The sequence below is a fragment of the Capnocytophaga sp. oral taxon 380 str. F0488 genome, from assembly GCF_000318255.2.
In the GTDB taxonomy this organism is placed as follows: Bacteria; Bacteroidota; Bacteroidia; order Flavobacteriales; family Flavobacteriaceae; genus Capnocytophaga; species Capnocytophaga ochracea.
In genome coordinates this window covers 38,595-59,993 of record NZ_KB291222.1, presented here as the reverse complement: position 1 = coordinate 59,993, position 21,399 = coordinate 38,595, and the positions used below count along the sequence as shown (strand labels likewise).

The 21,399-nt window shown below is 38.4% G+C and carries 20 protein-coding genes; 12 read left to right on the top strand and 8 right to left on the bottom strand.

The annotated features are described in order from the left end of the window. Positions 1 to 207 precede the first annotated feature (207 nt). The 4 genes from pepE to hemW all read left to right on the top strand — a co-directional run bounded on the left by pepE (position 208) and on the right by hemW (position 3,327). Positions 208 to 900 carry a dipeptidase PepE gene (gene pepE, locus HMPREF9078_RS09015; RefSeq protein WP_009420382.1) on the top strand — a complete coding sequence of 231 codons (693 nt, stop codon included), beginning with the start codon at positions 208 to 210 and terminating at the stop codon, positions 898 to 900. A 168-nt stretch (positions 901 to 1,068) separates the two neighbouring features. Continuing rightward, positions 1,069 to 1,602 carry a hypothetical protein gene (locus HMPREF9078_RS09010; protein WP_009420381.1) on the top strand — a complete coding sequence of 178 codons (534 nt, stop codon included), beginning with the start codon at positions 1,069 to 1,071 and terminating at the stop codon, positions 1,600 to 1,602. A gap of 13 nt (positions 1,603 to 1,615) precedes the next feature. After that, entirely contained in the window at positions 1,616 to 2,161 is a 546-nt protein-coding gene (ruvC, locus tag HMPREF9078_RS09005) for a crossover junction endodeoxyribonuclease RuvC (RefSeq protein WP_002672831.1), read from the top strand. A gap of 14 nt (positions 2,162 to 2,175) precedes the next feature. Beyond that, positions 2,176 to 3,327 (top strand): radical SAM family heme chaperone HemW, encoded by a 1,152-nt coding sequence (gene hemW, locus HMPREF9078_RS09000; protein ID WP_083477092.1) that lies wholly within the window; start codon positions 2,176 to 2,178, stop codon positions 3,325 to 3,327. Here hemW and HMPREF9078_RS08995 read toward each other — a convergent pair. The 5 genes from HMPREF9078_RS08995 to HMPREF9078_RS08975 form a co-directional block, all read right to left on the bottom strand. Then, the gene (locus HMPREF9078_RS08995; RefSeq protein ID WP_009420379.1) at positions 3,301 to 3,774 is read right to left on the bottom strand and encodes a hypothetical protein; all 474 of its coding nucleotides are present in this window, start codon (positions 3,772 to 3,774) and stop codon (positions 3,301 to 3,303) included. The genes hemW and HMPREF9078_RS08995 overlap by 27 nt on opposite strands. Beyond that, the gene (locus HMPREF9078_RS08990) at positions 3,767 to 5,095 is read right to left on the bottom strand and encodes an exonuclease domain-containing protein (RefSeq protein WP_009420378.1); all 1,329 of its coding nucleotides are present in this window, start codon (positions 5,093 to 5,095) and stop codon (positions 3,767 to 3,769) included. The genes HMPREF9078_RS08995 and HMPREF9078_RS08990 overlap by 8 nt, the downstream gene beginning before the upstream one ends. Before the next feature lie 99 nt (positions 5,096 to 5,194). Beyond that, complete coding sequence (gene rplS, locus HMPREF9078_RS08985) at positions 5,195 to 5,542, bottom strand: 50S ribosomal protein L19 (RefSeq protein ID WP_002672812.1); 348 nt, start codon at positions 5,540 to 5,542, stop codon at positions 5,195 to 5,197. A gap of 156 nt (positions 5,543 to 5,698) precedes the next feature. Continuing rightward, the gene (locus HMPREF9078_RS08980; protein WP_009420377.1) at positions 5,699 to 6,391 is read right to left on the bottom strand and encodes an LrgB family protein; all 693 of its coding nucleotides are present in this window, start codon (positions 6,389 to 6,391) and stop codon (positions 5,699 to 5,701) included. Then, positions 6,391 to 6,735, bottom strand: a complete 345-nt coding sequence (locus HMPREF9078_RS08975; protein ID WP_009410752.1) for a CidA/LrgA family protein — start codon at positions 6,733 to 6,735, stop codon at positions 6,391 to 6,393. The genes HMPREF9078_RS08980 and HMPREF9078_RS08975 overlap by 1 nt, the downstream gene beginning before the upstream one ends. A gap of 127 nt (positions 6,736 to 6,862) precedes the next feature. Here HMPREF9078_RS08975 and HMPREF9078_RS08970 point away from each other — a divergent pair, with 127 nt between their 5' ends. Together HMPREF9078_RS08970 and HMPREF9078_RS08965 are read left to right on the top strand one after the other, a co-directional pair. Continuing rightward, entirely contained in the window at positions 6,863 to 7,828 is a 966-nt protein-coding gene (locus HMPREF9078_RS08970; RefSeq protein ID WP_002672807.1) for a hypothetical protein, read from the top strand. Positions 7,829 to 7,958: 130 nt separating this feature from the next. Then, positions 7,959 to 10,379 carry a glycoside hydrolase N-terminal domain-containing protein gene (locus HMPREF9078_RS08965; protein WP_369797143.1) on the top strand — a complete coding sequence of 807 codons (2,421 nt, stop codon included), beginning with the start codon at positions 7,959 to 7,961 and terminating at the stop codon, positions 10,377 to 10,379. A 268-nt stretch (positions 10,380 to 10,647) separates the two neighbouring features. Here HMPREF9078_RS08965 and HMPREF9078_RS08960 read toward each other — a convergent pair whose 3' ends face one another. Beyond that, a complete protein-coding gene (locus tag HMPREF9078_RS08960; protein WP_034543407.1) occupies positions 10,648 to 11,907 on the bottom strand; it encodes a M64 family metallopeptidase in 1,260 nt (419 codons plus the stop codon). Between the two features lie 310 nt (positions 11,908 to 12,217). Here HMPREF9078_RS08960 and HMPREF9078_RS08955 point away from each other — a divergent pair, with 310 nt between their 5' ends. Genes HMPREF9078_RS08955 through HMPREF9078_RS08930 form a run of 6 tightly spaced genes read left to right on the top strand, consistent with a single transcriptional unit; the run spans position 12,218 to position 18,670 of the window. Further along, positions 12,218 to 13,255 (top strand): glycosyltransferase family 9 protein, encoded by a 1,038-nt coding sequence (locus HMPREF9078_RS08955; RefSeq protein WP_009420374.1) that lies wholly within the window; start codon positions 12,218 to 12,220, stop codon positions 13,253 to 13,255. Between the two features lie 9 nt (positions 13,256 to 13,264). Continuing rightward, positions 13,265 to 13,984 carry a head GIN domain-containing protein gene (locus HMPREF9078_RS08950; RefSeq protein WP_009410756.1) on the top strand — a complete coding sequence of 240 codons (720 nt, stop codon included), beginning with the start codon at positions 13,265 to 13,267 and terminating at the stop codon, positions 13,982 to 13,984. A gap of 7 nt (positions 13,985 to 13,991) precedes the next feature. Next, the gene (gene aroQ / locus HMPREF9078_RS08945; protein WP_002672802.1) at positions 13,992 to 14,411 is read left to right on the top strand and encodes a type II 3-dehydroquinate dehydratase; all 420 of its coding nucleotides are present in this window, start codon (positions 13,992 to 13,994) and stop codon (positions 14,409 to 14,411) included. Between the two features lie 24 nt (positions 14,412 to 14,435). Then, complete coding sequence (locus HMPREF9078_RS08940) at positions 14,436 to 17,231, top strand: AsmA family protein (RefSeq protein ID WP_009420373.1); 2,796 nt, start codon at positions 14,436 to 14,438, stop codon at positions 17,229 to 17,231. Further along, a complete protein-coding gene (locus HMPREF9078_RS08935) occupies positions 17,188 to 17,712 on the top strand; it encodes a methylated-DNA--[protein]-cysteine S-methyltransferase (RefSeq protein WP_009420372.1) in 525 nt (174 codons plus the stop codon). Before HMPREF9078_RS08940 ends, HMPREF9078_RS08935 begins: the two co-directional genes overlap by 44 nt. A 13-nt stretch (positions 17,713 to 17,725) precedes the next feature. Next, positions 17,726 to 18,670: a GSCFA domain-containing protein gene (locus tag HMPREF9078_RS08930; RefSeq protein WP_009420371.1), complete on the top strand. Its 945-nt coding sequence runs from the start codon at positions 17,726 to 17,728 to the stop codon at positions 18,668 to 18,670. Positions 18,671 to 18,727: 57 nt separating this feature from the next. Here HMPREF9078_RS08930 and HMPREF9078_RS08925 read toward each other — a convergent pair whose 3' ends face one another. Both HMPREF9078_RS08925 and HMPREF9078_RS12210 read right to left on the bottom strand, forming a co-directional pair. After that, on the bottom strand, positions 18,728 to 21,067 hold the full coding sequence (locus HMPREF9078_RS08925) for a beta-N-acetylhexosaminidase (protein ID WP_009420370.1): 2,340 nt from the start codon (positions 21,065 to 21,067) through the stop codon (positions 18,728 to 18,730). Positions 21,068 to 21,216: 149 nt separating this feature from the next. Continuing rightward, positions 21,217 to 21,399, bottom strand: a 183-nt coding sequence (locus HMPREF9078_RS12210) for an iron ABC transporter permease (RefSeq protein ID WP_232305327.1), incomplete at its 5' end; no start/stop codon positions are given.

Genomic DNA, 21,399 nt, shown 5'->3' with positions numbered 1-21,399 from the left:
AAGTATGACGGAAAATCAAAAGAAACCTCCCCCTTCTCACATACTCCGCTCTCGCGGTGTACATACCCAGCTATCGCTGGCTACCTCAGAGAGAGGGAATGTGACGAGGGAAAAGTAAAGGTAAAATGGAGGTAAAATAAAAGAGGAAGGGATACAAGCTATTTGATTTTTTATTATCTTTGCGTGTTATAACTAAATAAAACAGTGATGAAGAGAATATTATTAGCGAGTACTTCTACTGTATATGGGGGTACTTATCTTTCTTATTTACAAGATGAATTGATTGATTTCTTTACAGGAATTGACGAAATATTGTTTGTGCCTTATGCACGCCCCAGTGGTATTACGCACGATGAATATACTCAGATTGCGCAACAGTTTTTCAATAGGGTAGGGAAGAGGATAGTGGGCTTGCACACATTCGCTGACCCTAAAAAGGCTATTAGGCAGGCAAAAGCGATTTTTACAGGCGGAGGGAATACCTTCGTGCTGGTAAATCAGTTGTACGGATTGGAAGTGATGGACGTATTGCGTGAAGCAGTAGAAAATGGGACGCTTTATATGGGAACAAGCGCAGGGAGCAATATAGCTGGACAGACAATGCAGACTACTAATGATATGCCTATTGTTTACCCGCCTTCGTTTAAAACCTTAGGGCTTGTGCCTTTTAATATCAACCCTCATTACCTTGACCCAGACCCCCAAAGTAAACACAAGGGAGAAACTCGCGAAACGCGAATTAAGGAATTCCACGTTTTTAACGATACTCCTGTGATAGGTTTGCGCGAAGGTAGTTGGCTACGTGTGGAAGATGAGAAGGTTAGCCTTAAAGGCGATTTGACGGCTAGAATTTTCCTAAAAGAGCAAGAACCTTACGAAAGTACGGAAATTTTGTTGTAGACAAAGGAAGGAATGTACTACACTTATAATCAGGTTGTTATATAATAGGTTTGACGAAAAAGAAGATTAGAAGGGAATATTTTTACGAAGAAAAAGTGTTATTTATTTTTGTAAATCAATTTTTTGTAATACTTTTGAGCCGTAAAAACACTTATTAGACATTTAATTATGAAATTTTACTTTTGTTTTTTAGCCTTATCATTGGTACTTGTAGCGTGTAACGACAATGGTAACCAACTCACTCCTGAGCAGAAAGAAGCAAAATTGCAACATAAGTTGGACTCGATAGCTGAAATAAAATTCTCCGAAATAGTGAAGGAAGACGTAGACTCTTATCCTATTTTCAGAGGGGTATGTGATACAGCAACGACGAAGATAGGACAGAAAGAATGTTTTGAGAGGACTTTTACAACCCTTTTTCAAGAGCGTTTGAAAAAAGCCCCTTATGAAGTAACAGAGCCTGTTACTGACCGTGTATTACTGAATATAAAAGTGGATAATACAGGTAAAATAGTGCTTATAGATATAGAAGCCAATGATAAGACAAAAGAATTACTAAGTACTGATAGTGAAACCTTTGAAGACTCATTACGCGCTAATTTATCGGCACTCTCAGAGCAAGATGCTATCGTACCAGCTACCAAGAACGGACTGAACGTGAGTACGCAATTTAATTTGCCTATTGAAATTAACGTTAAATAATTGGTCGTAGCTTTTGGAACGCATTATTTTAGGTATCGACCCAGGCACTACTATTATGGGGTTTGGGCTTATTCAGGTGGAAAGAGATACTATGAAGCTCTTACAGCTGAATGAGCTTCAACTTAGTAAATACAGCAATCACTACTTAAAACTAAGTGTGATTTTTAATCGCACTTTGGAGCTGATAGATACCTATAAGCCTGATGAATTGGCTATTGAGGCGCCCTTCTTTGGCAAGAATGTACAATCGATGTTGAAACTCGGAAGAGCGCAGGGAGTGGCGATGGCAGCGGGGCTATCGCGTGAAATTCCTATTACTGAATACGAACCTAAAAAGGTGAAAATGGCTATTACGGGTAATGGTAGTGCCTCCAAGGAACAAGTAGCCAAAATGCTTCAACAACTTCTGAATATAAAAGAACTCCCCAAACACTTTGACGCAACCGACGGTCTGGCGGTGGCTGTTTGTCACTTTTTTAACGGTGGCAAGTCGCAAAAACAACAAAGTTATAGTGGTTGGGACGCTTTTGTAAAACAAAATCAAGACCGTATAGGTTAAAAAAATACTTCATTTTGTATAGCTTATACATTCATATTCCCTTTTGTAGGCGTGCTTGTTATTATTGTGATTTCCATTTTTCGACTACTCTGAAAAGAAAAGGAGAAATGGTAAATGCCCTTTGTGAGGAACTCATTTTGCGCAAAGGGGAAGCCGTAGGTAGTGAGTTACAGACAATCTACTTAGGAGGAGGGACGCCCAGTATCCTTTCGTATGACGAATTACAACAACTTTTTTGCACTATCTTCACACATTACAAGGTAAATACCACAGCTGAAATTACCTTAGAAGCTAATCCTGATGACTTTTTTAGAGCTACTTCTCCCGAGCAATTTTTGGAACAATTACGCTCTTTGGGTATCAATAGGCTCAGTTTAGGAGTGCAGTCGTTTTTTGAAGAGGACTTGCGATTGATGAACAGAGTGCATACAGTAAGCCAAGTAGAGACTTTATTACAGATAGCTCCACAGTATTTTAATAATATCACGATTGATTTGATTTACGGCATTCCCCAAATGAGTGAGGAACGCTGGCAGGAGAATATTGATAAGGCACTGTCTTTCGATATTCCGCATATCTCAGCCTATGCGCTTACGGTAGAAGAAAAAACAGCTTTGTACAAGTTTATTGCTACGGGGAAAATCGCGCCAATAAGCGATGAGCAGGCTTACACTCACTTTCAAATGTTGATAGATACTCTGGAAGCAGAGGGGTTTATACAATACGAATTTTCAAACTTTGGCAAAGAAGGGTATTTTAGCAGGAATAACACGGCTTATTGGTTTGGCAAGCCCTATATGGGAATAGGTCCTTCAGCCCACAGTTTTAACGGGAAGGAGCGTAGTTGGAATATTGCTCATAACATTAAGTATATACAACAAATACAGCAAGGGATTTTGCCACAGGAAAAAGAAGAACTTACCCTTAATAACCGATATAACGAACTCATCATCACGCGTATACGCACGATGGTAGGAATTGATTTAGAAGAAGTGAGAACAGTATTTGGGGAAGGTTACCGCCAATATTTGTTACAACAAGCACAGAAGTACCTTGCCGATGAGCTTTTAGTTATAGGAGAAAACCATCTGAAAGTAACGCGCAAAGGCAGATTCCTCTCAGATGGTATAGCTTCGGATTTATTTAGGGTGGATGACCTCACCTAGTGGTTTGAAGGTGGGGTTTAGATTCCCGTCGATATGGTATTCCAAAAGTAGGTCACCCCACAATTCACCATCAGTAAATTCACAAATCACCCATTTTTCATTGAGTATTCGTATTTTATTAAACAAGAACTTCCCATTGCTTTTAGATTTGATGTAAGGGTTTTTAGTATCCTTTACGTTCATCTCCATTAAAGCATTGACAACAATTTGTGAAGGATTGTCAATTTTCAAATCTTCGAAATACTGTTGTGCTAATTCGTTTGTTTCGAGACTGAAGTTAAGTGCTTCGACGCGTTGTTCATCGAGTTTCTTGATAGAATCGGTGAGTTTTGAAATCTTCTCAGCTGATTCTTTCATCGCTGTAACATTTGCATTGCTATCTGTTTGGTTGCAACCAGCTAAAAAGGCAAAAGCTCCTAAAAGCGTAATAAAAATTCGTTTATTCATTATGATAAGGTTTTTGTTCGCTTAGATTTAGCACTTTTACTTTGGGTTTTCGTCGCAAGTAAGCGTGCAAAAGGTGACGGTTTGTTAATGAATTGGGTAAAGGAGTGATGAGGTTTTGTAACATCTCTAATTGAGTAAGCTGGAAATTCAGATTAAAGAAGGCATAGCCTTGAATATTGCCATCGACTACTAAAATAATGCTTTTCTCGCCTATTACTCTACCTTTATCTACAATAGCTACGTTTCGGTGCACAAGTCCGTATTTTGAAAGCACCTCAGAGGCGCGCGAGTTATACTCCTCAACGGTTTCATTATTGAAATCTACTTCGTTTAAATGGTACTCTTCAGCGATTTGATTTAAAAAGTGCTGGGCTTGTTCTTTGGTTTCAAAAGTAGTGATAATTTCGTTTTGAGTGGATAATAATTCTATTGAAAAACAAAGATATCCCTTAGTATTAAAGTGAGAAGTGAGTGCATAAGTGATATTTATTTCTTTTTCAGGATTTCGCCTATTGCATTTTGGGAGGTTGAGGTGTATTTCTTCTAACCTTTTTAAAGCAGCGATGAGTTCATTGCCTGTTTCTTGATAAGTAACTCGATAAGTATGGCGTTGCAAGTATCTATCGCGTTTGGACGGAGAAGTGAAGAGCCTGTTTACTTGTTGTTTGATATTTTTGTGTTTCCCGATGTAAATGACCTTACCTTCTTCGTTATGCATATAAAAAATCCCTAATGTTTCAGGGAGAGTGTCGAGTATTTTTAGATGACGAGAAGCCATTTCTAAACGAATATCTTGCTTGACAGAGGTAGTAATGATATCCTTTTTGGTGTCCTTTTCGAGTAGGTATTTAAAGAGTTTTAGGGTAGCCAAGGCATCACCAGAGGCGCGATGCCGGTCGCTTACAGGAATACCTAAGGAGCGTACTAACTTACCTAAACTATATGATTCTTTATTGGGAATGAGTCGCTCGGAGAGTTCTACGGTGCAGAGCGTTGTACGGACAAAGTCATATCCTAAGCGACGAAATTCAGTTTGCAAGATGCGGTAATCGAAGGCGGCATTATGACCTACGATAATGCAATTGGTGGTAATTTCGACAATACGTTTGGCAACCTCATAGAATTTAGGAGCATTGTGCAACATTTTGTTGTTGATGCCTGTAAGTTTAGTAACGAACTCTTGAATGGGGCGTTCGGGGTTTATCAATGATATGAACTGGTCGGTTATTTCGTGCCCGTTGAACTGATAGATGGCGATATCGGTAATGCCCTCTTCGTTGTATTTACCTCCTGTGGTTTCTATGTCGAGTATTGCGTACAAATGTTTAGGTGTTAGGTTTTATGGATTAGGTATTAGAAAAGAAAAAAGCAAAGAGGAAGGAAGGTCTTACTCTTTGCTTTTATAAGTTTGTTTAACTGATTAGCGAACTTCTTTAATACGGGCTTTTTTACCAGTAAGTCCTCTAAAATAGTAAATGCGAGCACGTCTTACTTTACCTTTTTTGTTTACTTCAATTTTTTGAAGGGCAGGCATATTGATAGGGAAGATACGTTCTACACCTACAGTTCCTGACATTTTACGAATAGTAAAAGTAGCGGTTACGCCGTGACCTTTGCGTTGAATAACAACGCCTTTAAAAAACTGAGTACGTTTTTTATCACCCTCTTTAATCTCGTAATACACAGTGATAGTATCACCAGCAGAGAAATCGGGGAAGTCTTTTTTTTCGATAAAGTTGTCTTGTACGTACTTTAATAATGGTTCCATAAAAAATATAAATAATTATGTTATCAATGGGCAACATTCACGACTCTCGCCAGAGGTTACTCCAAATCGGGGGCAAAGGTAGTACTTTTTTTTGAATTAGCAAGATACCTATAAAAGAAAAATTTTGTAATGTGCTAATGAGATGTGATAAGTTACTTAAAAAAGCAAATGTACTACTGGGGGTGCTAATACAGCGGTAAAGATGCCGTTAAAAATCATTCCTAAACTAGCATATACTGCGTATTTTTCACTTAGGTTGAACGCCGCCATAATACCCAAAGCGTGAGAAGCGGTACCTAATGAAATACCTTTAGCCATAGGGCTTTTGATGCGAAACCAATTCAGGAAGGTAATACCAAAAAGATTCCCTAAGAAACCAGTGGTCATTACCGCCATTACTGTAATAGGTTCAATACCATTGAGCATACGCGATACTTCCAACGCAATGGGAGTAGTAACTGATTTTGGGGCTAATGAAATGGCAATATCGTCTTCGAGCCCTAACCATTTGGCTACCAAACAAACTGTAAGTACCCCTACTAAACTACCTACAAACTGAGAGAGCACTAAGGGTATCAGCTGTTTTTTTATCTTAGAGAGCTGTAAATAGAGAGGTACCCCCAAGGCTACAATAGAGGGTTTGAGCCAAAAATCGATATACTTACCGGCTTCTTCATATTTTTGAGGAGAAATACCAAAGATTATTAGATAAGAAATAAGCACTAAAACAGTGATTAATACTGGATTTAAAAAAACCGAATTATATTTGCGTTGCAAAAGTAATACCCCGTAATAGAGGATAAAAGTAATAGCCAAAAGGAAGGCTTCGTTTTCTACAAAAGGTTTCATTATTTTAATTTTTTACGGAAGAATTGATATACGTGACCAGTTATAACAATCACTACTACGGTACTGATAATAATAGAAAGGAAGATAGCTAAAAAGTTTTCACCTATCTGTTTAAAGTATGCCATAATGCCAATACTTGGGGGTACGAAAAATAATCCTAAATTAGAAATTAATAAATCTGAAAGAGCTTTTATAGACTGTAATTTCACCCAACCAAGCTCTAAAAATAGGGTGAGAAAGAGCATTCCTATGATACTTGAAGGAAAAGGAATGTGTGTGAGAGCAACGATGAGTTCTCCTAAGCCTAAACAGCCGAAAACGATTGCAAAATAACGTATTAACATAATAATTTTGTACTTAAAAAACGGTTGCAAAAGTACTATTTCTTTTTTTAATAGTGTTAAAAAAAATATAAAAATTTGCTTGTTATATATTTTTTTACCTACATTTGCGGAGTAAAAATCATAAGTTATGAGTAATAATTACGACAAACCTATTTTTATGGACTCAGCGTCCAATGGAACAGATGGAGGGCAATCGTATCCTTCATATCCCAATGATGATGACAGACCGAGAGGTGGTGTTTTATCGAAAATTTTAATTGCTATTTTGGCTTTGGTAGCAGGAGGCTTAGGTTATTATACCTATTCTCTTAACAAAAACAAAGAGGCAACGGAAGCAGATCTTAACTCTCAGAAAGAGCAAGTGCTTAAAGATTTGAACGCTTTGAAAGGAAGCTACGACAAAGTAGTGGACGATAACAAAAACGTGAATCAGGATTTGCTTGATGCGCGTGACAAGATTGGCAAGTACATCGACTCATTGCAGAATATGAAACTTAATGTTTCGGCATTGGCTCGTTTTAAAAACCAAGCGTTTGCTCTTGCCAAAGAGCGTGATTTCTTAATCAGAAAGAACGACTCATTGGCACGTGCCAACACTGCTATCAGAAAGGATTTAGACAGTGTGTCAGTAAAATTAGACGACACAAGTGCTAAAGCCGATTCACTTGCTCGCCAAGCCAATAGCTTAAAGAAAGTGGTAGAAGCCGGTTCTGCACTTCAAATTAGCAAACTTACAATAGAAGCTGTAAAAGGCACTAAGAACAAAATTACCGAAAGAGGTCGTGCAGCTGAGAAATTAAGAGTTTGCTTTACTGTAGGAGCTAACAGAATAGCAAAATCAGGCTCAAGATACTTCTATGTGAAAGTAGTTTCACCATCGGGAGTTACCTTAGGAGCTAACGACTCTACCTCAGAAGGAGAAAACACAGTGAATTATAGTACAGCTACTCACTTCATCTACGACAATAAGAATGTGGATGTATGTGACTTTATCAGCAGAACAGGAAAAGAGTTTGATAAAGGCACTTATAAAGTAACTGTTTATGATGACCGCCTCAACGAAGTAGGTTCAGCAAATTTATTATTGAAATAGCAGTTTCTTAATATAAAAAATAAAAACAGTTCCATAAATAGTATGGAGCTGTTTTTTTTTGAACAATATTTGGAAGTACGCTACTTGTTTTGTACTTTTGCGACATCTTAACTAGAAATATACCAATCTTATGAGAACCAACTTATTAATTATGTTATTATTTTTAGGAACGCTACTCAAAGCACAACCTCAAGATGTATCAGTAGTGTTTCACAAACCAGCAAATCATTTTACTGAAAGTATCCCTATTGGAAATGGACGTTTAGGAGCAATGCTCTTTGGAAAGACTGATGTAGATAGAATTGTACTTAATGAAATCTCGTTGTGGTCAGGAGGGACACAAGAAGCTGATGACCCTAATGCACACAACTATCTGAAAGAAATTCAGAAATTACTTTTACAAGGGAAAAACTTAGAAGCACAAGCACTCTTACAACAGCATTTTGTAGCCAAAGGGAAAGGCTCTTGTTTGGGACAAGGAGCTAACTGTAGCTATGGTTGTTATCAAGTATTAGCAGAACTGCTTTTAGATTGGAAAACCACGTCACCGATTCAAGATTACAAACGAGTATTACGCCTTGATGAAGCAACAGCTGTTACTTCGTTTAAACGAGATAATAACTCAATAGAACAAACAGCTTTTGCTGATTTTAAAAACGATGTGATATGGGTGAGAATAAAAGCTACCTCGCCGCTTAATTTAGATATTTCACTCTTCCGCAAAGAGAATGCTACGATTACCTATCAGAATAATAAAATCACTCTTAATGGTGTGTTACCCAACGATGGTAAAGAAGGAATGCACTTTGCATCGGTAGTTGATGTACAAACTGATGGAAAGATAGAGAGTACTCATAAAGCTATTGCTATACAGTCGGCAAAAGAAATTACTTTAAGGATAAGTGCTGTAACTAATTATAACTTTAACAAGGGAGGGCTTTTGGATATTTCAGTAACTAAAAAAGCTAATGAGTACTTGCAAAAAGCCCCTATGAGTTTTGATAAAGCGAAAGCTGAGAGTAGTATTGTTTTTCAGGGATTGTTTAACCGCAATCGCTGGTATGGAAAAGCGAATGCCAATACGGAAGGTCTTACTACTTTTGAGCGATTAGAACGCTTTTATAAAGGTGAGCAAGATGCTTTATTACCTATTTTGTATTATAACTTTGGACGCTATTTGCTTATCTCCTCTTCACGTGAAGGGCTTTTGCCTGCCAATTTGCAAGGTTTATGGGCTGAAGAGTATCAAACGCCTTGGAATGGCGATTACCATTTAAACATCAATATACAGATGAATTATTGGCTTGCTGAGCCTACCAATTTGTCGCAGCTTACCGAACCTTTACAAAGGTTTACTAAAAACTTAGTACCCAATGGAAGCAAAACAGCGAAAGCCTATTACAATGCTAATGGATGGGTGGCTCACGTTATTAGCAATCCTTGGTTTTATACTTCGCCAGGTGAATCGGCGACGTGGGGTTCTACTCTCACGGGAGGAGCTTGGTTATGCGAACATATTTGGCAACATTATCTCTTCACTAAAAATATTAACTTCCTAAGAGAGTATTACCCTGTACTTAAAGAAGCTACAACCTTCTTTGAGAATCTGCTTATTAAAGACCCTAAAACGGGTTATTGGGTAACAGCCCCTTCAAACTCTCCTGAAAATGCTTATGTATTACCAGAACTGAAAGACGGTAAAAAACAAATAGGAACTACTTGTGTGGCTCCTACTATGGATATGCAAATAGTGCGAGAACTATTTACTAATACAAGTGATGCAGCTAAGATATTAGGTTTAGACAGTAAGAAACGCACAGAATGGGAACGTATCAGCAGAAATACAGTTCCTAATCGCATAGGTAAAAAAGGAGACCTTAACGAATGGCTTGACGATTGGGAAGATGCTGAACCACAACATAGGCACGTTTCTCATCTTTACGGCTTATACCCATATGATGAGATTACTCCTTGGGACACACCAGATTTAGCCAAAGCCGCTAAAAAGACATTAGAAATACGGGGTGATGCCGGTACGGGGTGGTCACGTGCGTGGAAGATAAACTTTTGGGCACGACTACAAGACGGCAATCACGCATTGCTTTTGTTGCGCCAATTATTACACCCTGTAAACCCTAATATAACTGACGGACAAGGAGGAGGCACTTATCCTAATTTGTTTTGTGCGCACCCTCCGTTTCAAATAGATGGAAACTTTGGGGGTACGGCGGGCATAGCTGAAATGCTCTTACAGAGTCACGGGAAGGGTAATGTTATTCGCTTTTTACCTGCTCTTCCTTCTCACCCCGATTGGGAAAATGGCGTTATGAAAGGTATGAGAGCTCGCAATGGTTTTGAAGTAAATTTTGAATGGCAACAATTCGAATTGGAGAAAGCCGAAATTACTTCGCTAAATGGAGGAGAATGCAGTGTGTTATTACCTGCCAATAAGAATGTTTATAGTAAAGGAAAGATGATTGTAAAAGGAAGTAATAAAGATAAAGTGATAACATTCAGAACAGAGAAGAACAAAACATATAATATTTATTAAAAGAGCTCAATAAAAGGAAAAGAAGCCTGTACAAAAAGTTTTGTTTTGTGAGGACGATTTGCCAATCGCCCCTACAATATAACTAAAAGAAATTGATTATTAAGGTAATCAACTTTGCCAAAGGTGCGAGCCGCACAGGTAAAAACTTTGGCAAAGTGTAGCGACGCATAAAAGAAAAATACGCACTAAGATTTTCTTAGTGCGTATTTTTTATTTGTATATCTATATCACGAGGTGAGCGTTGAGAGGGTGTTTTATGGCTTCCTCTTTATTTTGTGTAAAAGTCTACTATTTTACGAATAGCACGTTCACACACGGGGCAGAAGCCTTTTGGTTCGTTAGATTTCATACGGCAGTCTTGTGCAGGACTGTAAATGCCTTTACTGGTGTAACCTCCTCCTTCGAAAGCACCTACAACATTTTTATATTTAGGAGTGCGAGGGGTAGGGATAGGAGTCTTCTTTTTTACCATATCCTTCCATTTGCTCTCAAAATTCACCAATGAGGTAATGTTTTCTTCCCAAGGTTCAATTTTAGTATTGTACATCTCTTGAAAAGTGGGATCCCAATCGTAGTAATATTCATCGGCGAGACCTACAAAACCGTGTCCGAACTCGTGTATGTATACCTTTTCAGAAAGGTCGTTATCAGCAGTGCCTAAATTTAGGTGATTGTAGAAACCACCGCCACCATAAGTTTCAGTATTTACTAAGATATAGAGTTGGTCGTAAGGGACTACTGAGGCAGCATCGGCTATTTCACAAATACTGTTGGTAGTGAGGTAGCGTTCTTGATTGAAAGTGTAGAAGGAAGAGTTAAATGCAGTGTTTTTAAAAATGTTCTTTCCGGGTATATCGGTACCACTTTCTTGCGAAGGTACAGCTATGGCATATACATTGAAATTGTTTTTGAGCTTATCGAAGGGGGAAATGGTGAACATATAATCGGTCATACGTTGTGCATCGGCATAGAATTTCTCGGTTTCGGCTTGGGTGTATCCTTCTGCTAAGATGGCTATATCTACTTTTTTGGAAGCCTCACCATTATACAGTATTTTCTTCACAGGGAAAGCAACGGTCTTTTCTTCTTTTATAAAATAGTCGTTAGGGTCAATCTCACGAGAAGCAATAGTTTCGAAAACGCCTTCACGGTTTCGTTTATCGATGTGCAGAGACAGTTTCTTTTTAGGAAAAGGAATTTGCATAGCGTGATAAAAGAGTCGTTTTTCAGTCTTGGCTTCTTCGATTTCCATCCACTCATCGGCGAGGGAGTTGAAGCCTTTTGAGAAGACAAGAGTTTCGCCGTCGAATAGTTGAAGGCGCAGGTTTCCTAAGTTCGGAAAAACAAGGTGAGTGTGCGAGCCTCCCCAATGAGGTTCACTTTTGAGCTGTTGAAAAATTACCTCTATACGTTGGGCATTGGCTAATAGATTAAAGTCGATTCTAAGGCTTCGGGAGCAATCGAAAACGTTACTATTTTGAGCGAAAGCAGACTGTACTATAAAAAAAACTAAAAATAAGTGTTTCATATTATAAAATTTTACTACATTTGCATATCCATTAACAATTTTCAATCTCAATAATAAGGCAAGAGAGAAGGGGGATACCATACAGAAAAATATACTATCTTATAGGTACCTTATACAAACCTTATACGAATCTTGGAAGATAGACGAAGGCATAATGAACCAATTTCGAATCTTACTTATCTATAAATCGAAGATAAGATAGAATAATATTCTGTTTTCACTAAGTGAATTAGCAAAAACAACTTTATCAAAAGTATCTTTTCTATTGAGAAGCCAAAGGTACTAATAAAACTTTAAATACCAAAACAAAATGGAACATTTAGCTATTTTTAGAATGTCGGCGATGGGAGATGTAGCCATCAGTGTGCCGGTTGTAACAGCTTTTTCGGAGCAATATCCCGATGTAAAAATCACTTACCTCACGCGACCGTTATTTGCACCGATGTTTTCACATATTCCTAACTTGGAGGTATTCACTCCTGAAATTAACGGGAAACACAGTGGTTTATCGGGGCTGTACAAACTGTATAAGGAATTGATGGCGAAGGGAATTGACGGTGTGGCAGACATTCACAATGTATTGCGCACTAATGTGCTGAAATTCTATTTTAAGGGTAGCAAAATACCTTTCAAGCAAATAGACAAAGGACGTAGAGAAAAGAGAGCACTTACCAGCTATAAGAGTAAAGTGTTTGAGCCTTTAAAGCCTTCGTATGAGCGATATGCTGATGTGTTTGCTTCTTTGGGTTTCCCGATTGACCTAAGTGAACCATATATTTTACCGCCAGAAGAACCGAGTGAAACGGTACAGAAATTGCTGTGTGAAGGAGTGCGTATAGGGGTTGCTCCGTTTGCGTCGTACATAGGTAAACAGTATCCATTTGAAAAGATGTGCGAGGTGATAACGGCACTTTCTCAACGGTATGACAGTGGCAAGATTTACATCTTTGGAGGAGGAAAAGAAGAGGAAGAGCAGGTGAGCAAAATAAACTTACCTAATGCTGAAAATATGGTAGGGAAGCTCTCGTTTAAACAAGAGTTGGAGCTCATTTCGCACTTAGATATAATGATAGCAATGGACAGCGGGAATGCGCACCTATCGGCGATGTATGGAATTCCGACGCTTACCTTATGGGGAGTGACACACCCTTACGCAGGGTTTTATCCTTATTTGCAGCCTAAGGAGAATGCTCTTTTGGCAGATAGAGAGCGGTATCCACTCATTCCTACTTCGGTATATGGGAAGAAATACCCAAAAGGTTATGAGAAAGCCATAGAGACTATTACAATTGAAGAGATTATGGCGAAGACAGAAGCTATACTAAGTGACTTAACAGAAGAGAAATAATTAAAACAGATGAAATATATGAAAAGATTTATTACATTTATCCTTGTAACATTAGTTGTAGGCATAGGATACAGCCAAAAGAAGACAGAAAAAGACAAAGAAGTTATCACCGAAAACAGAAAAGTAGCGAATTATGACGCTATAGAAGTTTCGGGAGCTTATAACCTTGTGCTTACAGAAGGAGAGGTAGGCAAAATAAAAGTGAAAGGACAGAAAGAGGTACTTTCGTATTTAGAGACCAAAGTCTCCAACAATGTGCTTTATATAAGCATTGATAGGAAATACTCGCTTAAAACCTCTATTACTGTGTACGTACCTATCGACACTCGTTTAAAGAGAGTAGTAGGGAAAGGAGCTGTGGATATATCTACAGAAAAGAAGTTGCAAGTGGGTTCTTTGTTAGTAAAATTAGAGGGTAGTGGAGACCTTGAAGCATCGGTAACGGCTACTTCGCTTGATTTACAAGTGGCTGGAGCAGGAGGTATAGACATTGCAGGAGAAACCAAAAACCTAAGCATATACGTGAAAGGAGCTGGCGATGTAGATGCTGATGAGCTTAAAGCTGAAAAAGCTACTTTGCGCATAGCGGGAGCAGGAGGTATATCGGCTTATGTAACGCAAGAGGTAGATGCTTCTATCGCAGGAGCAGGAGGCATTACTGTGAAAGGGAATCCGCCTGTATTTAAGAAAAGTGTGAAAGGAATAGGGCGTATTAAAATAGAAGAATAACGTAGATATGAAGAAAATCATCATTATCAATGGACCGAACTTGAACCTGTTGGGCATTCGAGAGCCTTCGGTTTATGGCAATCAGACCTTTGAGGATTACCTAAAAGAACTGCATAGGAAATATACAGATATTGAATTGTATTATTTCCAGAGTAATTACGAGGGGGCACTGATAGACAAGTTACACCATATAGGTTTTGAGTATGATGGCATTATACTGAATGCAGGAGCCTATACACATACTTCCATAGCCCTTGCCGATGCGGTGGCAGCCATTACAACGCCCGTAGTAGAAGTGCACATTTCTAATACTTTTACGCGTGAAACGTTTAGGCATCAGTCGTTTTTATCGCCAGTGGTGAAGGGTGTAATAGGAGGTTTTGGCTTGAAGAGCTATGAATTGGCACTACAGAGTTTTATAGATTAAACGGATTAGGCTTTTATTGTTTTGATGAAGAAGTATATCCTCAAAAGCTTAAAGATATTGGGAGTGCTGATAGCATTGCTATTGGCATTCATTATCATTTTTCCAATGGTGTACCCTGAGTACGTAACTGAGAAAGTTAAGAAGCTTGCCAATGATAATTTGAACGGAGAAATCAACTTTTCTAAAGCTAAGTTATCTTTCTTTACCCATTTTCCATCGCTTACGCTTAACCTTGATAACTTCTTGATGAAGGGCTCTAAACCCTATGAGAATGATACGCTTGTGGCAGTAAAGCAAATTTCTTTGGGGATAGACGTAAAGGATTTGTTGTTCTCTAAGAAGATAGACATAGAGGAGATATACCTTAAAAATGCTTTTGTGCATATAAAAGTAAACAAACAAGGCGAGGCTAATTACAACGTTTACAAATCGTCGGGAGAAGAAAGCACCTCGGAGAGTGATGATACACGGGTGAATTTACAGCGTATTGAGCTGAGAAATACCCGACTGATATACGATGATAAATCGACAGAGATTTACCTTCAAGCCAATGGTTTTAATTACTTAGGAAAAGGAGGCTTAGAGGCTTCTATCTTCGATTTGCGTACCAAAGCAGAAATACAATCATTGGATTTTCTTTTTGCAGGGGAAACCTACTTTAAGAACAAACACGTAAACGCAGAGCTAATTACCCAGATTAATACTAATTCACTAGCTTTTATCTTTCAGCAAAACAACTTAAAGATAAACCGATTGCCTGTGGATTTTAAAGGGAAGTTGGATTTTTTGAGCAATGGATATGACATTGACTTGGAAATAGAATCTAAGGATAGCAATCTTGACGACTTCTTTACCGCCTTGCCTCCCCAATTTACACAATGGCATAAGAAAGCCACTCTTAAAGGAAAGACCGATGTGTTCTTTTCGATGAAAGGGCAATATATAGCCTCACAGAATTTGAGTCCCGATATTTATCTAAAAATGAAAGTAAGAGATGGTTATGTAGGCTATAAGGGAGTACCAGCTCCGGCTGAGAATGTGTACTTGAATATAGAAACGAGATTGCCTTCGCTGAACGTAGATAAAGTGGCAGTAAAGCTCGATTCGGTTTACTTTGATATAGGTAAGGAGTACTTCTCGGGCATTGTAAGTCTTGATGGGATAAAGCCTCCTGTAATTGATGCTAAAGTGAGAGCAAACATCAATGTGGAGAATGTGATGCACTTGATGGATATGAAGGACTTCCAACTGAAAGGAATGCTCTTGGCAAACGTGAAGAGTAAGGGTACTTATGCTCCTGAACAACGATTGTTCCCTATCACGAAAGGGCTTTTGGAGTTCTCCGATGGTTATGTAAAGACGCCCTACTACCCCAATCCGGTTACTGATATTCACTTCAAAGGGAATATTGAGGACACTGATGGTTCGATGAAAACTTTGGCAGTAAATGTGTCTCCTGCGACGTTCTTGTTTGAAGGAAAGCCTTTTACGGTGAATTTATCGATGGAGAATTTCGACGATATCCGATATGATATACAAGCCAAAGGAGAGTTAGACATAGCCAAAATTTATAAAGTATTTTCACAAAAAGGCTTGGAATTAGAAGGTTATGCCAAAGCCGACCTTATCTTACAAGGCACTCAGAGCGATGCCACTAACGGGCGTTATCATCTTTTGCACAATAAGGGAGTGATAGAACTGCGTAATATCAAAACCACTACAGAATACTTGCCTAAACCGTTTATCATTCAGCAAGGGGTCTTTCACTTCAATCAAGACAATATGCACTTTACCGACTTCCGTGCTACCTATGGGAAATCGGACTTTTTGATGAACGGACGGATGAGCAACGCTATTAACTTCTTCCTATCAAACAACCAAGTGCTGAAAGGAAACTTTACGGTAAGCTCTAACTATCTTGATGTAGATGAGTTTATGTATACTTCTGTCCCTGCTCAAGAAACAAAAGAAGCGAAGGAAGCAACGGTTACCAATGATACTCCAGCTGAAAAGGGGGTGGTGATTGTGCCTAAGCTCTTTAATTTTAACTTGAATGCCAATCTTAAAAATGTAGCTTTACAAGGGCTTATTATTCACAATTTGAGAGGTAATACTCAGCTTAATAGAGGAACCTTAGCTTTGCAAAACGTCAGTTTTAATATTATAGGAGTTTCTACACAAATAGATGCTAAATACGCAGATGAAACGCCTAAACGCGCTAATTTTAGTTTTAAGATTAAAGCCAAAGACTTTGACGTGCAAAGAGCCTATAAAGAAGTAAAGATGTTCAGAGAAATGGTGGCAATGGCAAAAGATGCCAAAGGTATTATTTCATTGGATTACGCCGTAGAAGGGAAGCTAGATGATGAGATGTCACCTATTTATCCTTCAATAAAAGGAGGAGGAGTGTTATCGGTGAAGAATGTTCAACTAAAAGGGTTTAAGCTTTTTAATGTTATCAGTGATAGAACAGGTACAGACGGACTGAGAGATGCTAATCTTTCGACTATTGACATCAAGAGTAGTATAAAGAATAATCTTATCACGGTAGAGCGGTTTAAGTTTAAGGTTTCAGGATTTAGACCACGTATAGAAGGGCAGAGTAGCTTTGACGGTAGATTGAACTTTAAGATGCGTTTGGGCTTACCACCCTTGGGGATTATTGGAATTCCTATAAAAGTAACGGGAACACAAGAAAACCCTAAAATAGGTTTAGGCAAAAAGTCTAAAGATTTAGAAGAAACGGAATACGACCCTAATAACACAGAAGCTATCAATGAAGAAGAACAAAATGGTGAAACTATACAAAAAAAGAATTAACACCCCCATAGGTGAGATGCTTGCCATAGCTACTGATGAGGCAATTTGTATGCTTGACTTTGTTGATACTAAAAACTGGCTTAAAGACCAAGAAATACTGGTAAAGCATTACGGGGCAACACAAGTAGATGAGGATAGTTTGTTGTTATCGGAGTTGGAGAAACAATTGGGAGAGTACTTTGCCAAAGAGCGTAAAGAGTTTAGTTTACCGCTGGCTTTGGTGGGGACTTCTTTTCAAGAGGAAGTATGGAAAGTGTTACAAACTATTCCGTATGGGGAAGTGCGTTCGTATAAAGAACAGGCTACGGCTGTGGGGAATCCCAAAGGCGTGAGAGCTGTTGCTAATGCCAATGGGAAAAACCGTATTTCAATCGTTATTCCTTGTCATCGTGTTATAGGTTCGGACGGGACACTTACAGGCTATGCTAGTGGAATTGAGAGGAAGCAATTTCTGTTGGATTTAGAAAGGAGTAACGTTTAATTATTTTATCGTTATGGAATTTAGAACTATTGTACCTATACACGAGGCTACTAAAAGCATTACTTATCACTCGCAGATACTGAGTATAGGTTCTTGCTTTGCTGTGAATATGGCACAAAAGTTTAGTTATTATAAAATTCCTGTTACGGTAAACCCTTTTGGGATACTCTTTCACCCCTTAGCTATTGAAAATGTGCTTAACAGAGCAATAGAACACGCTCCTTATGAGGCTGAAGATTTCTTTTTGCACAATGAACTTTGGCACAGTTTCGACTTTCATTCGGATATGAGCAAACCGAATTTAGAGGAAGCTGTTCATCTTGCCAATATACAACAAACTGCACTTTATAACACACTACAAAAAGCCGATTTCTGTTTTATCACTCTTGGTACAGCTTGGGTATACATCTATAACAGTACTGATAAGATAGTAGCAAATTGTCATAAAGTGCCTCAACAACACTTCTCAAAACGACTATTATCAGTAGAAGAGATAGGGGAGAGCCTTACCCATATTATAGCACTGTTGAAGAAGGTGAATAAAGACTTGCAATGTGTTTTTACTATTTCGCCTGTACGACACTTGAAAGATGGTTTTTTAGAAAACCAAGTGAGCAAAGCACATTTGTTGGTAGCACTTTATTCGGTACTTTCATCAGAGGAATGCACTTATTTTCCAGCCTATGAGTTGCTTTTAGATGAACTTCGCGATTACCGCTTTTATGCTAATGATATGGTACACCCATCGGAAATGGCTATAGACTATATTTGGGAACGCTTAGTAGAAACCTATATAGATAAGGCTACTCAGGCAGATATGAAACAAGTAGATGCCATACAAAAAGGGTTGCAACATCGTCCGTTTAACCCTAAAACAGAGAGTTATCAGCAGTTTCAAATACAATTACGACAGAAAATAGAGGTTTTTGAGAAGAAATACCCGCATATTGAGATATAAAAAAGCTATCTAATAGTTCTTATTAGATAGCTTTTTGTTTATTGTTATGTAAGCCTATTACAATACTTGAATTTCATCGATGAAGAGGAAGCCAGGTTTACCAGCTGCTCCTTGATGGAAAGAAGGAATTTTGTTTACTCCATTTATCTTCACTTTTAGATAGGTTACTTCTTTTTCTGGGAAAGAAAGAGAGTAAGTTTTTATTTCTTTGAGAGGTTCCTTAGGAAGCGCATAGTTTTCTTTAGCGAGTAAATCATAATTTTTACCGTCCTTAGAACCCCATACTTCAAAGCTGGTTGGAGGGTAAATCCAATCACCTGTTTCAATAAGAGCATTGAAACGCACTTCTTTTACAGGAGTGTTTTCTTTTAGGGTAATCACCACTTCACAAGGTGCTTCACTAAAACCTAACCATTCTCCAGAGCGTGAATTAGTACCCCCTTTTCTACCATCAACTAAGGTAATAGCGCCCCCAAAAGTATAGTTGTAACTAGGTTTACTGAGGAACTCAATAGGGCGTACGGTTGCTTTGTTGAAAAGGAACTGTTGTTCGAAGCTACTTTCGGTTTCCTGACCGAATACTTTAGCTTTTAGATGTGTATCTTGAGTGAGTTTTAAAGGTTCTTTATACACGTTAGAACTCTTAGTAGGTTCACTTCCATCGGTAGTGTAATAGATAGGTGTGTCTTGTAAACAAGAGAGGGTTACTTGTATATCACCTACCTCAGGTTTTACTTCGGCACGAAGGTCGAATATGTGTTTAGCATAGTTATAACCTTCTAACTGGTAGATAGGAAGCAAGCGCATTAAGCGTTGTAAAAACTGATTGTAGTCTTTAGGTTTTGCAGGGTCTTCCCATTGTACTTCGGCTAAGGCTGCAAAACGAGGCAATACCATATATTGTACGTGTTTGAAAGTCTTGATATACTCTGTCCAAACATTGGCTTGTACTCCTAAGATGTGTTTTTGTTGTTCTTTATTAAGCGCATCGGGGTAAGGATTGAAAGAGTAAACACGTTCTACCGGTACATAACCACCAATAGCAAGAGGTTCTTTATCGGTTTTATCTGTTTGATAATAATCGAAGTAGCAATAAGAAACAGGGGTCATAATAGCATCGTGATTAGACTTAGCTGCTTCTATAGCGCCCCCGATACCTCTCCAAGACATTACAGTAGCATTAGGAGCTAAACCTCCTTCAAGGATTTCGTCCCAACCAATGATTTTGCGACCTTTTTTAGCTAATACATCTTCAGCGAATGTAATTATATGACTTTGTAAGTATTCTTCGGCTGTGTGTTTAGCATCACCTTTAATACCTAACTCTTTTATCTTAGCTTGGCATTTAGGACATTTCTTCCAGCTATCTTTAGGACATTCGTCACCTCCTATGTGGATATATTCTGAAGGGAATACTTCAGTTACTTCTTCTAATATATTTTTAATGAAATCATAAGTTTCGGGGTTGCCAGCACAAAGTACATCTTCGGCTATGCCCCAAGTTTCTCTTACTTTATAAGGACCTCCTGTACAGCCTAATTGTGGATAAGTAGCCAAAGCAGCGACCATATGACCTGGGAGGTCTATCTCAGGAATAACGGTAATGTTGCGGTCGGCGGCATATTTTACAATGTCTTTCATTTCTTGCTGAGTATAGAAGCCTCCGTGAGGTTTACCATCGAAGGTGTCCCACTGTTTGTTTACCATAGTTTGGCTACGAGTGCTTCCTACCACAGTAAGTTCGGGGTATTTTTTAGATTCAAAACGCCAACCTTGATCATCGGTGAGATGCCAGTGGAATTTATTGATATTGTGGAGTGCTAACATATCGATATAAATGCGCACAGAGTCGGCAGTAAAAAAGTGACGGGCACTATCTAAATGTGCACCACGATATGCGAAATAGGGCTTATCGGTTATTTCTTTGGCAGGGAAGATGACTTTGCCTACTTTTTGTACCGGAATGGATTTTCTCAAGAGTTGTACTCCATAGAAAGTACCCGCCTTAGAAGCTCCATTTACAGTAATATTCTTTGCATTCACCACTACTTGGTAAGCCTCTTTGTTGTTGTTTTGGTAATTTTGCAACAAGGCAATAGTGTTGGTCTCATTGTTTTGGTTAGGAGCGATATTCACTTCAATTCCTGCTTGTTTTTTGATATACTCTTGCAAAAATCCAGCGTACTGCTGTAAAGAAGCATCACCTTCTGGATAGGTGATTTTGGTATCAGCCGTAAGTACGAAAGGTTTATCGGCATCAGTTTGGGGAGTGGTAATCATTTCGGGTAGTGGAATTACCTCATAATTAGCAGTACTCTCTCCTTGATTGTTTGTAGTTGATTTACACGAAATAATCGTTATCAATAACAAAAGTGCGGAAGTTAATTTTATCTTCATTACATTTAAAATTTGAATTAATGGGACAAAGGTATAAAATTTTTTTTGAATATTTTTTGGTTAGGTGATATTTTTTTTGCACCTTTGCAAATATTTTTAGAAAGTGATTTAAAACTGCTCAGAAAGCTAAGAGGTAAAAGCTGAAAAGTTTAATACCATAATGCCAAAAATGCCAATAATACCAAGTTAATAACGGTGCGAGCCACACGGGCAGATAGTGCGAGCCACATAGGCAGATAGTGCGAGCCACACAGGCAGATAGTGCGAGCCGCACAAGCAGATAAAGGAAAAACAAACGAAAGACGAACAAAAGACGAACAAAAGACAAACAA